The sequence below is a fragment of the Streptomyces sp. NPDC090021 genome (assembly GCF_044748225.1).
In the GTDB taxonomy this organism is placed as follows: Bacteria; Actinomycetota; Actinomycetes; order Streptomycetales; family Streptomycetaceae; genus Streptomyces.
On record NZ_JBIVFO010000010.1, the window covers coordinates 94,214 to 105,587 of the forward strand.

General features: G+C 70.3%; 9 protein-coding genes and 1 tRNA gene. 1 reads left to right on the top strand and 9 read right to left on the bottom strand.

All coding sequences use genetic code 11. The annotated features are described in order from the left end of the window. Positions 1-2: 2 nt before the first annotated feature. The 4 genes from ACIPXC_RS10060 to ACIPXC_RS10075 all read right to left on the bottom strand — a co-directional run bounded on the left by ACIPXC_RS10060 (position 3) and on the right by ACIPXC_RS10075 (position 4,410). Complete coding sequence (locus tag ACIPXC_RS10060) at positions 3-1,307, bottom strand: homoserine dehydrogenase (protein ID WP_401615399.1); 1,305 nt, start codon at positions 1,305-1,307, stop codon at positions 3-5. 125 nt (positions 1,308-1,432) lie between these two features. Further along, the gene (lysA, locus tag ACIPXC_RS10065; protein WP_401615401.1) at positions 1,433-2,824 is read right to left on the bottom strand and encodes a diaminopimelate decarboxylase; all 1,392 of its coding nucleotides are present in this window, start codon (positions 2,822-2,824) and stop codon (positions 1,433-1,435) included. Between the two features lie 19 nt (positions 2,825-2,843). After that, on the bottom strand, positions 2,844-3,851 hold the full coding sequence (gene nrtL, locus ACIPXC_RS10070; protein ID WP_401615402.1) for an ArgS-related anticodon-binding protein NrtL: 1,008 nt from the start codon (positions 3,849-3,851) through the stop codon (positions 2,844-2,846). 79 nt (positions 3,852-3,930) lie between these two features. Continuing rightward, the gene (locus ACIPXC_RS10075; protein ID WP_401615404.1) at positions 3,931-4,410 is read right to left on the bottom strand and encodes a response regulator; all 480 of its coding nucleotides are present in this window, start codon (positions 4,408-4,410) and stop codon (positions 3,931-3,933) included. A gap of 100 nt (positions 4,411-4,510) precedes the next feature. Here ACIPXC_RS10075 and ACIPXC_RS10080 point away from each other — a divergent pair. Beyond that, positions 4,511-4,582 (top strand) — tRNA-Arg (locus tag ACIPXC_RS10080). A 567-nt stretch (positions 4,583-5,149) separates the two neighbouring features. On the opposite strand, the gene ACIPXC_RS10085 is transcribed toward ACIPXC_RS10080, so the two are convergent. The 5 genes from ACIPXC_RS10085 to kdpC all read right to left on the bottom strand — a co-directional run bounded on the left by ACIPXC_RS10085 (position 5,150) and on the right by kdpC (position 11,370). Then, on the bottom strand, positions 5,150-5,872 hold the full coding sequence (locus ACIPXC_RS10085) for a potassium channel family protein (protein ID WP_401615406.1): 723 nt from the start codon (positions 5,870-5,872) through the stop codon (positions 5,150-5,152). After that, positions 5,865-7,217 (bottom strand): TrkH family potassium uptake protein, encoded by a 1,353-nt coding sequence (locus ACIPXC_RS10090; protein ID WP_401615408.1) that lies wholly within the window; start codon positions 7,215-7,217, stop codon positions 5,865-5,867. Before ACIPXC_RS10090 ends, ACIPXC_RS10085 begins: the two co-directional genes overlap by 8 nt. Positions 7,218-7,395: 178 nt before the next feature. Next, entirely contained in the window at positions 7,396-9,939 is a 2,544-nt protein-coding gene (locus ACIPXC_RS10095; protein ID WP_401615410.1) for an ATP-binding protein, read from the bottom strand. 5 nt (positions 9,940-9,944) lie between these two features. Continuing rightward, positions 9,945-10,628, bottom strand: a complete 684-nt coding sequence (locus ACIPXC_RS10100; RefSeq protein ID WP_401615412.1) for a response regulator — start codon at positions 10,626-10,628, stop codon at positions 9,945-9,947. Between the two features lie 106 nt (positions 10,629-10,734). Further along, entirely contained in the window at positions 10,735-11,370 is a 636-nt protein-coding gene (gene kdpC, locus ACIPXC_RS10105; RefSeq protein WP_401615413.1) for a potassium-transporting ATPase subunit KdpC, read from the bottom strand. Positions 11,371-11,374: the final 4 nt, after the last annotated feature.

Sequence of the window (11,374 nt, forward strand, 5' to 3'; positions counted from 1 at the left end):
CCTTACTCCCCTTCAACACGCATGATGCTGGCGACACCGCGCACGGTGTCCAGCTTCCGCAGCGCCTCGACGGTCCCCGAGAGGGCGGCGTCGGCCGCGCGGTGGGTGACGACGACGAGGGAGGCCTCATGGCCGACCCCGTCTGGACGACCTTGCTGCCGGACGGTGTCGATGGAGACACCGTGCTCCGCGAACGTGGTCGCCACCTGGGCGAGGACGCCCGGCTTGTCCGCCACATCGAGGCTGATGTGGTAGCGGGTGACGACGTCGCCCATGGGGCTGACCGGCAGCTGGGTGTACGCCGACTCGCCGGGCCCCGTTGCCTCGGCGAGCTTGTTGCGGGCGACGGCGACGAGGTCGCCGAGGACCGCGGACGCGGTCGGGGCACCGCCCGCGCCGGGCCCGTAGAACATGAGCCGCCCGGCGGCCTCCGCCTCGACGAAGACGGCGTTGTACGCCTCGCGGACGGAGGCGAGCGGGTGGCTCAGCGGAATCATCGCCGGGTGGACGCGGGCGGTGACGGACTCGCCGTCCGCGGCGCGCTCCAGGATGGCGAGGAGCTTGATGGTGCAGCCCATCCGCTTGGCGGAGGCGAAGTCGGCGGCGCTGACCTCGGTCATGCCCTCGCGGTAGACGTCGTCGAGGCGGACCCGGGTGTGGAAGGCGATACCGGCCAGGATCGCGGCCTTGGCTGCGGCGTCGTAGCCCTCGACGTCGGCGGTCGGATCGGCCTCGGCGTACCCGAGGGCCGTGGCCTCGTCGAGCGCCTCCTGATAGCCGGCGCCGGTCGAGTCCATCTTGTCGAGGATGAAGTTCGTCGTGCCGTTGACGATGCCCATCACGCGGTTGATCTTGTCGCCGGCGAGGGACTCGCGCAGCGGGCGGACCAGCGGGATGGCGCCGGCGACGGCGGCCTCGTAGTACAGGTCGCGCCCGTGCTGCTCGGCGGCGGCGTGCAGCGCGGCGCCGTCCTGGGCGAGCAGCGCCTTGTTCGCCGAGACCACGGAGATGCCGTGCTCGAAAGCGGTGGTGATCAGGGTGCGGGCCGGCTCGATGCCGCCGATGACCTCGATGGCGATGTCGATGTCGCCCCGTTTGAGGAGGGCGGTCGCATCGGTGGTGATCAGCGCCGGATCGACGCCCTCACGGACCTTGGAGGGGCGGCGCACGGCCACGCCGGCGAGCTCGACGGGCGCGCCGATCCTCTGCGTGAGGTCGTCGGCGTGCGTCGTCATGATGCGAGCCACCTCTGAGCCGACCACTCCACAGCCCAGCAGCGCCACCTTCAGCGGACGCGTACGCATCATTCGACCTACGCCTTTCGATCTTCCATCAATACCCCGCGCGCGGTTTTGCGCGCGGGGTGTGAACCAGTCTCACTCAATGGACAGCACTTTCCATCTTCGGTCCATTTCGTGAGACACCTATTTCATCATCCGAGGTCGAGTCGCAGGAGATCCTCCTCCGTCTCGCGGCGAACGATCACTCGGGCCTGTCCGTCACGCACGGCGACCACCGGCGGGCGGAGCGCGTGGTTGTAGTTGCTGGCCATGGAACGGCAGTACGCGCCGGTCGCGGGCACCGCCAGGAGGTCCCCGGGCGCCAGGTCGGCCGGCAGGAACGCGTCCTTCACGACGATGTCACCGCTCTCGCAGTGCTTGCCGACGACGCGCACGAGCATGGGCTCGGCGTCGGAGGTGCGGGAGACCAGCGCGATCGAGTATTCGGCGTCGTAGAGGGCCGTACGGATGTTGTCGGACATCCCGCCGTCGACGCTGACGTACGTACGGAGCCCCTCCAGCGGCTTGATCGTCCCCACCTCGTACAGCGTGAACGCGGTCGGGCCGACGATGGCGCGGCCGGGCTCGACGGAGATCCGGGGGGCGCGCAGCCCGGCGCTCTCGCACTCGCGGGCCACGATCTCGGTGAGCGCCTTGGCGATCTCGTGCGGCTCACGGGGGTCGTCGTTCGAGGTGTAGGCGATACCGAGGCCGCCACCGAGGTCGATCTCGGGCAGTTCGACGCCGTGCTCGTCACGGACCGCGGCGAGCAGCCGCACGACGCGCTTGGCGGAGACCTCGAAGCCGGCCATGTCGAAGATCTGCGAGCCGATGTGGGAGTGGACGCCCAGCAGCTCCAGCGAGTCGTGGCCCAGGGCGCGGCGCACGGCCTCGGCGGCGGACCCGTCCGCGACGGCGATGCCGAACTTCTGGTCCTCGTGGGCGGTGGCGATGAACTCGTGCGTGTGCGCCTCGACGCCGACCGTCACACGGATCTGCACCGGCTGCCGTACGCCCAGCTCACGGGCGATATGCGCGACGCGGGCGATCTCCTGGAAGGAGTCCAGGACGATGCGTCCGACGCCGGAGCCGACGGCCCGCCGGATCTCGCCCTCGGACTTGTTGTTGCCGTGGAAGGCGATCCGGTCGGCGGGCATCCCGGCGGCGAGGGCGGTCGACAGCTCCCCGCCGGAGCACACGTCGACGTTCAGCCCCTCCTCCTTCAGCCACTTCACGACGGCCTTGGACAGGAACGCCTTCCCGGCGTAGAAGACGTCGGCGTCCTTGCCGAAGGCGTGCGCCCAGGCCCGGCACCGGGCCCGGAAGTCCTCCTCGTCGAGGAAGTAGGCGGGCGTACCGAACTCCTCGGCGAGCCTGGTGACTTCGATGCCGCCGACGGAGACGACGCCGTCGGCCCCGCGCCGCACGGTGTGGGACCAGACCTTCTCGTCGAGCGCGTTCAGGTCGGCGGGCGGCGGTGCGTAGTGCCCTTCGGGCAGGACGTCGGCGTGGCGGGGCCCGGCGGGGTGCGCGGAACGGCTCATCGGCTTCTCTCTTCGCGGTTCATAGGCGTTCGGGTGCGTCCATGCCGAGCAGGGCCAGGCCGCCGGCCAGCACCGTCCCGGCGGCTTCGGCGAGTGCCAGCCGGGCGCGGTGGGCGGCCGAGGGTTTCTCGTCCCCCTGGGGCAGTACGCGGTACTGGAAGTCGAGCAGCGCGTCGGCCAGCTCGACGAGGTGCCGGGCGAGCCGCTCGGGCGCGCGGTGGTGCGCGGCGGCTTCGAGGACGAGGGGGTGGTCGGCGAGGAGGCGCAGCAGGGCGGGGGCGCCGTCGACGTCGCCGGGCTCGGGGCGGAAGCCCAGCTGGGCGGCGTTGCGTACGAGGGCCCGGCTGCGGGCGTGAGCGTACCGGACGCGGAAGACCTCGCTGGCCTCGCCCTGTACGAGCAGGACGTCGGAGAAGGAGGGGGTCTCGCGGGCGGGTACGGCGAGCATCGCCCAGCGGGCGGCGTCGGGGCCGTAGCGGGCGACGACGTCGCCGTCGCGCCTGGCCACGGGGGCCACGGCGGCCAGGGGGGCCACGGTCGGAGCGGCGGGCTCCGTGGCGCCCTGGACGCGCAGGAGCCGCAGCACACTCCGGCGTACGACATGCTCACGCAGCCCGGGCCCGGACCCTGGCTCCGGCTCGCTGCCGTCGGCGGGGAGGCCGCGGCCGGCCCCACCGCACGCCTCCCGGATGACGACATCACGCATGATCGCGTCGGCTATGACCGCGGGCGCGGAGGGGGCGGGGAGCACGAAGTTGAGGAACCCGGCCCCGGTGACCTCGACGCGCTCGATGCCGGGCTCCGCGCCGAGCCGGCGGGCCAGTACGCCGGCCACCTCCCGCGGCGGGCATCCGGCGGCCTTGGCGACCTGGAAGGCGACGGGGGTGGCGTAGTCCCCCACCCCGCCGGGCCTGGTCCGCTCGACGACGACCCGCCCGGGCGCCGCCGCACCGGCCGCCAGCTCCCCGTCCGCGACGGCGCAGCGCACGGCGCGTACGACGCAACGGGAGAGGTCTGCGGGGGTCACGGGACCAGCCTAGGGGAGACGCCCCGTCATCCCGCGAAGGGTTTCGCCATGTGAACAGCGGGCCCGGCCCGGACGGGGGTCAGCCCCGCCCTCTCCCGGCGGGAGCCCCTTTCCTCCCGTCGCGCCGGTCCTTGCGCTCGGCGAGCCGGCGGACGACGCGTACGAGCTCGGTGGGCTCGAAGGGCTTGGCGAGGAAGGCGTCGACCCCGGCGGCGATGCCGGACTCGACCTCCTGCTGCGTACAGGCACTGACGATGGCGACGGGCACGTCCCGGGTCCGCGGATCGGCCCGCAACTGCGCGGCGGCCCCGAACCCGTCCAGGCGGGGCATGACCACATCAAGGGTGATCACGTCGGGGCACACCTGGTGTACCACGTCCAGGCACTCGGCACCGTCGTTCGCGGTCACGACCTCGAAGCCCTCCAGCTCGAGATTGACCTTGATCAGCTGCCGGATGACCTTGTTGTCGTCGACAACGAGGACCCGGCCCGAGACGCCTGGCACAACTCGAGAGTAGGTCGACGCAGGCCCCCGCGTCCGGGTTTTCAGCACTTCCACCCCGTGCGGGCGACGCACTCACCCCTCCCCCACAAACGGGTTCCTGATCACCCCATGGAAGCTGGTAGTGTTCAACCCGTCGCCGCACCACAAGCGACACGCCCCCGTAGCTCAGGGGATAGAGCAACGGCCTCCGGAGCCGTGTGCGCAGGTTCGAATCCTGCCGGGGGCACTTCCGGAAAAAAGGCCTGACCTGCGAAAACGCAGGTCAGGCCCTTTCTCGTACATGCCAAAACATAAACGGCCTTTCGGGTTGCCCTCTTTGACGGTCTTGGCTCACCGGCCGCTGGATCCGGCGTGGCCGACTCGCGGGTTTTCGCAGGTCAAAGCGGCTGCACCAGCCGCCCAGGCGTCGCAACGACCCGTCGTGGGTGGCCACTCGGAGATCACGGCCGACTTTCGCTCGGTAGTGCGGAATCCGCGTGTGACCTGCCCGGATGCGTGGGAAGCGTAAACGGTCTGGTGGGTCGTTGCCGTTTCGGAGCCCCAGCGTGTAACAGGAGTCACTTGAATACCTCGTGGCCATGGCGGCTCGGGCGTCACGGCATAGAGGTCTGAACTTCCCGTACCTCCAAGGTGGCCGAAGGATGCAAGCCCGCTGACCGGTTGATCGGCGCCGCGTAGGCTCCCGCGTCAACTGCGGGAGCTCCGCCCTGCCGGGCGGCCAAGGCCGGTCCTCCGTACGGGCACCCCGCGGGTTGCGTAGTCGGCCCCGAGCGCGGTGATGGCACCCGGGCGCTCAGCTGAGTTCGGTGAAAGCCTCCACATCCCCGGTCTTGCCGGTGACGATGATGACGTCGCCTTTCGCCACGACGGTTTCGGCCGTGGCGTGGGTGAAGTCGTGCCCGGGGCGTTTGATGCCGACGACGGTGATGCCGTATTTGGTGCGGACGGCGCTCTGTCCGAGGGGGACGCCGGTGATCGCGTTCGGGGTGATGGTCTTGACGAGGGCGTAGTCGTCGTCGAACTCGATGAAATCGAGCATACGGCCGGTGACGAGGTGGGCGACGCGTTCGCCCATCTCGTGTTCGGGGAGGACCACGTGGTGGACTCCGAGGCGTTCGAGGATCTGGCCGTGCTGGCGGCTGATGGCCTTGGCCCAGATGTTGGGGACGTTCTCCTCCAGGAGGTTGGAGGCGATCAGGATGCTGGCCTCGATGTCGGTGCCGATACCGACGACCACGCTGGGGAACTCGCCGACGCCGAGCTGTCGGAGCACCTCGGGGTCGGTGCAGTCGGCGATGGCGGTGTGGGTGAAGATGTCGCTGTGCTTCTGCACGAGAGCAGCGTCGGTGTCGATGCCCAGTACGTCCCAGCCGCGCCGGGTCAGTTCGTTGGCCAGGGAGCTGCCGAACCGGCCCAGTCCGATGACGGCCACGCGCTGGTCACCGACTGCGGGGGTGCTGGTGTCCAGGAGCCGCTTGCGGCGGCGACGGCGCAGGGAGTGCAGGTAGTTACCCAATGACGGGTCGCTCCTCGGGTAGCTGGTAGCGGCGGGTCCGCTCGCGCAGGGCGAGCGAGGACACCAGGGTGATGGGGCCGAGGCGGCCGACGAACATGAGGAGGATAAGGATCAGCTGGCCGGAGACGGGGACGTCGGCGGTGATGCCGGTGGACAGGCCGACGGTGGCGAACGCGGAGACGGCTTCGAAGAGGACGGCCTCGAAGGAGGCCTTCGTGACGGTGAGCAGGGCGAGGGTCGCGGCGATGACGAGCCCGATGGCGAGCAGTGCCACGGTCAGCGCCTGGCGCAGCACGTGCGGGGCGAGACGGCGGCCCATCACGGTGGAGTTGGGCTCTCCGCGTACTTCGGCGAGCATCGCGGCGGCCAGGACCGCGAAGGTGGTCACCTTGATGCCGCCCGCGGTGCCCGCGCTGCCGCCGCCGATGAACATCAGGGCGCAGGTGAGCAGAAGGGTCGCCGCGTTCAGGGCGCCCATGTCGATGGCGTTGAACCCGGCGGTGCGGCTCATCGCGGAGTAGAAGAAGCCGTTGAGGAGCTTCTCGTCCCAGTCGAACGCGCCGAGGGTGCCCGGGTTGGTCCACTCCAGCAGGCTGGTGAGCACGGTGCCGATGAACAGCAGGGCGGCGCTGGTGAGGAGCGTCAGACGGGTGTGCAGCGACCAGTTGCGGCGGCCGGTGGTGCGGCGCCGGGTGCGGTGGCGCAGGAGTTCCAGCAGCACGGGGAAGCCGAGGCCGCCCAGGATCACGGCCACGGCGATCGGCAGGGTGACCCAGGGATCCTGGGCGTACGGAGTGAGGCTGTCGCCGTGCAAACCGAAGCCGGCGTTGTTGAACGCCGAGACCGCGTGGAAGAGACCGGAGTAGGCGGCTTCGGTGATGGAACGGCCGTATCCGAAGCGCAGCCGGAGGGCCAGGAAGGCGCCCACCGCGAGTTCCACGATGAGCGTGCAGCCGGCGACGCCGAGGAGGACGCGGCGTACGTCGCCGATGCCCAGGCTCTTGGTCTCCGCTGCCGCGGTCAACTGCATGCGCAGCCGCAGTTTCCCTGAGACCAGCAGGGCCAGCAGGGACGCCAGGGCCATGATGCCGAAGCCGCCGACCTGGATCAGCGCCAGGATGACGCCCTCGCCGAAGCCGCTCCAGTGCGTGGCGGTGTCCACGACGACCAGCCCGGTCACGCACACCGCCGAGGTGGAGGTGAACAGGGCGGTCACCAAGCTGGTGGCGGAGCCGTCCTGGGAGGAGACGGGCAGCATCAGCAGTACCGTGCCGATGGCGATCACCAGCGCGAACGCGGACACCACCGTGCGGGCCGGATGAGTGGTGAAAAGCGAATGCCACACTCTTGCCGCGCGTCCGGCCACTCGACCGACTTCCCTCCGACTCGGCGCTGCCATCGGGCCCGAGCGTCAGGAGTGCGTCAAGGACCAGCGGCGTCACCCTACCCCGGCGGCTGTCGGCACTCGAACAGGGCACGTCCGTCCAGGTGAGGCGGCAAGCAGGGCCGAGTTGCCCGGCCTGTCAGGTGAGAGCTGCCTTGGGGAGTTCGGGGGCAGGCCTCGGGCCTGTTTTTGCGATGGGCAGGGTGAGGACCATGGTCAGGCCGCCGCCGGGGGTGTCCTCGGCGGTGAGGGTGCCTCCGACGGCTTCGGTGAAGCCGCGGGCGACCGCGAGGCCGAGGCCCACTCCGGTGCCTGCCGGGGCGTCTCCGTAGCGCTGGAAGGGCTCGAAGATACGGGCTTTCTCCCCGTCCGGAACTCCTGGCCCCTGGTCGATGACGCGCAGTTCGAGGCGGTCGCCGAGAACACTGGCGGAGACGAGGACAGGCCGGCGGTCGGGGCTGTACTTGACGGCGTTCTCGACGATGTTGGCGACCGCGCGTTCCAGGAGCCCTCGGTCGACGGCGACCATCGGGAGTGTCTCGGGGATGTCGAGTTGGACGCTGTCCTCGGGTACGCCGGCCAGTGCCTTGGGGACCACTTCGTCGAGATCTGTCTCGCGGATCAGCGGGGTGACGGTGCCGGTCTGGAGGCGGGACATGTCGAGGAGGTTGTCGATCAGGGCGGAGAGGCGGTCGGCTCCCTCTTCGATGCCTTCGAGCAGGTCCGCACGGTCGTCTTCCGACCATTCGACGTCGTCGGAGCGCAGTGAGGTGACGGAGGCCTTGATGCCGGCCAGTGGGGTGCGCAGGTCGTGGCTGACGGCGGCGAGGAGTGCGGTGCGGATGCGGTTGCCCTCGGAGAGCCGTTCGGCTTCCGCGGCCTGGTCCACCAGGCGTTGGCGATCGAGTACGACGGCGGCCTGGGCGGCGAAGGCGCCGAGGACCCGGCGGTCCTCGGCGGGCAGGACACGGCCGGTCAGGGCCAGGGCCATGTTCTCGCCGATCGGCATGTCGACGTCGGCGTCCTCGGGGCGGGAGACCTGGGAGGGCCCGGTGCCGGCCGCGATCGTCCACGGCTCGACCTCGCTCTCACGTTCCAGGAGTGCCACGGAGTCCATGGCGAAGGTTTCGCGCAGCCGCTCCAGCAGGGCGTCGAGGGAGTTCTCGCCGCGCAGGACGCTGCCGGCGAGGAAGGAGAGGATCTCGGACTCGGCGCGCAGCCGGGCGGCCTGGTGGGTGCGGCGGGCGGCGAGGTCGACGACGGAGGCGACCGAGACGGCGACGGCGAAGAAGACCGCGATGGCGACGATGTTCTTGGGGTCGGCGATGGTCCACAGGTGCAGCGGCGGGGTGAAGTAATAGTTGAGGAGGAGGGAGCCGAAGGCGGCGGAGGCCAGCGCGGGCAACCGTCCGCCGAGCAGCGCGGCGGCCACGGTGAACGTCAGGAAGAGCAGCATGTCGTTGGCCAGACCGAGGTCGGGGAGCCCGAGCCGCAGCAGGACGGTCAGCAGGACCGGTCCGGCGATGCCGGCCAGCCAGCCCCAGATGATCCGCGAGCGTCCCAGCCGGGCGCCCCGCGCCACGGGAAGGCCCCGGCCCTTGGCGGCCGCGTCGTGGGTGACTATGTGGACGTCGAGATCGGGCCCGGACTCGCGGGCGACGGTGGCACTGACGCCGGGTCCGAAGACGTACTGCCAGGACCGGCGGCGGCTGACGCCGAGGACGATCTGGGTGGCGTTGACCCCGCGGGCGAATTCGAGCAGCGCCTGGGGGATATCGTCGCCGATGACGTGGTGGAAGGTTCCGCCCAGGTCTTCGACGAGGGTGCGCTGGACGGCGAGTTCCTTGGGCGAGGCGGAGGTCAGTCCGTCGCTGGCGGCGATGTAGACGGCGAGGACCTCGCCGCCGGAGCCCTTCTCCGCCAGGCGGGCGGCGCGGCGGATGAGCTGGCGCCCTTCCGGGCCGCCGGTCAGGCCGACGATGATGCGTTCGCGGGCCTGCCAGGTGGAGCGGATGTTGTGCTCGCCCCGGTACTCCTGGAGGTACTCGTCGACGCGGTCGGCGACCCACAGCAGGGCGAGCTCGCGCAGGGCGGTGAGGTTGCCGGGGCGGAAGTAGTTGGACAGGGCCGCGTCGACCTTGTCCGGCTTGTAGATGTTGCCGTGCGCCATGCGCCGGCGCAGCGCCTGCGGGGACATGTCGACCAGTTCGATCTGGTCGGCGCGGCGCACCACCTCGTCCGGCACGGTCTCCCGTTGGCGGACGCCGGTTATGGTCTCGACGACGTCACCCAGCGATTCGAGGTGCTGGATGTTGACGGTGGTGACGACGTCGATGCCGGCCCGGAGGAGTTCCTCGACGTCCTGCCAGCGCTTGGCGTTGCGCGAGCCGGGCACGTTGGTGTGGGCGAGCTCGTCCACCAGGGCCACGGCGGGGCGGCGCGCCAGCACCGCGTCCACGTCCATCTCCGTGAACGTCGAGCCCCGGTACTCCAGCTCTCGCCGCGGGACCTGCTCCAGGCCGTGCAGCATCACCTCCGTGCGCGGACGGTGGTGGTGCTCGACGAAGGCGACGACGACGTCGGCGCCCCGCTCGATGCGACGGTGGCCTTCGGAGAGCATGGCGTAGGTCTTGCCGACGCCCGGTGCCGCGCCGAGGTAGATCCGGAATGTGCCGCGTCCCATGTGATTCAGCCTTCGAAGCGGTAGCCCATGCCGGGCTCGGTGATCAGGTATCTCGGGTGCGAGGGGTCCGCTTCCAGTTTGCGCCGCAGCTGGGCCATGTAGACGCGCAGGTAGTTCGCCTTGTCCCCGTACGTCGGGCCCCACACCTCCAGCAGCAGCTGGCGCTGGCTGATCAGCCGGCCGGGGTGGGTGATGAGGATCTCCAGCAGGTGCCACTCGGTGGGGGTGAGCCGGACATCGCGGCCATCGCGCCGGACCTTCTTGGCCACCAGGTCCACGGTGAAGTCTTCGGTCGTGACCAGCACCGTTTCCTCCGAGGGCTCGGGGGACTCGGAACGGCGGACGGCGGCGCGGAGCCGGGCGAGCAGTTCGTCCACGCTGAAGGGTTTGGTGACGTAGTCGTCGGCTCCGGCGTCCAGCGCCCTGATCTTGTCCTCGGAGGTGTGCCGGGCGGAAAGGACGAGGATGGGGACACGGCCGGTCTGGCGTACGGCCTTGATGACGTCGATGCCGTCCATGTCGGGCAGGCCGAGGTCCAGCACGATGACGTCCGGTGTGCGGGTGGCGGCGAGCCGGAGCGCGGTGCCGCCGTCGGTAGCCGATTCGACCTCGAACTTGCGTGCCTGGAGGTTGATCCTCAGGGCTCGGACGAGCTGCGGGTCGTCTTCCACCACCAGGACCCTGGTCATTGGTGTGGCGCCTCCCTTCCGTGGTGGGCGTGCTGGATACGGGGCGAGCCGACGGGAGGCGGAAGTACCGCGTCCCGCCGGCTCCGGAGCCCGCTCGGGCTGGGGATCAGCTCTTGGTCAGTGCCTTGAGGGCGAGGTTGAGCTTCAGGACGTTGACGTGCGGCTCGCCGAGGAAGCCGACGGTGCGGCCCTGAGTGTTGTCCTCGACCAGCTTGGCCACCTGTTGCTCGGTGAGGCCGTTCTCCTTGGCGACGCGCTTCACCTGGATCTGCGCGTACTCCGGGGAGACGTGCGGGTCGATGGCGGAGGCGGAGCCGGTGACCGCGTCCTTGGGCACCTCGGATGCGGGAACACCGTTGAACTCGGCCGCCTGCTTCTTCGCGTCCTTGACCGCCTCTACGAGTCTGGGGTCGGAGGCGCCGAGCTGGCTGGAGCCGGTGGCCAGCGGGTCGTAGCCGCTGTTGGAGGGGCGCGGCTGGAACCACTTGGGGTCCGGCCGGGCGGCCTCGTTCTCGTCTTCCGGGTTCTGTTTGGGCAGGTCCCAGCTCTGTCCGATCAGCTCGGAGCCGACTTCCTTGCCCTCGACCTTGACGAGGGAGCCGTTGGCCTTGTCGTGGAAGAGTGCCTGGGCGATGCCGGTGACGGCGAGCGGGTAGAGGATGCCGGTGACGACGGTCAGCACCAGCAGCATCCGCAGCGCGGCGCCCAGGAGGCGGCCCGTGTTGGAGACGGATTTGTTCATGGCA

Coding starts and splice junctions, on each gene's coding strand:
- ACIPXC_RS10095 (WP_401615410.1), bottom strand. CDS start 9,939: ATGGGACGCGGCACATTCCGGATCTACCTCGGCGCGGCACCGGGCGTC.
- ACIPXC_RS10060 (WP_401615399.1), bottom strand. CDS start 1,307: ATGATGCGTACGCGTCCGCTGAAGGTGGCGCTGCTGGGCTGTGGAGTG.
- lysA (WP_401615401.1), bottom strand. CDS start 2,824: ATGAGCCGTTCCGCGCACCCCGCCGGGCCCCGCCACGCCGACGTCCTG.
- ACIPXC_RS10100 (WP_401615412.1), bottom strand. CDS start 10,628: ATGACCAGGGTCCTGGTGGTGGAAGACGACCCGCAGCTCGTCCGAGCC.
- kdpC (WP_401615413.1), bottom strand. CDS start 11,370: ATGAACAAATCCGTCTCCAACACGGGCCGCCTCCTGGGCGCCGCGCTG.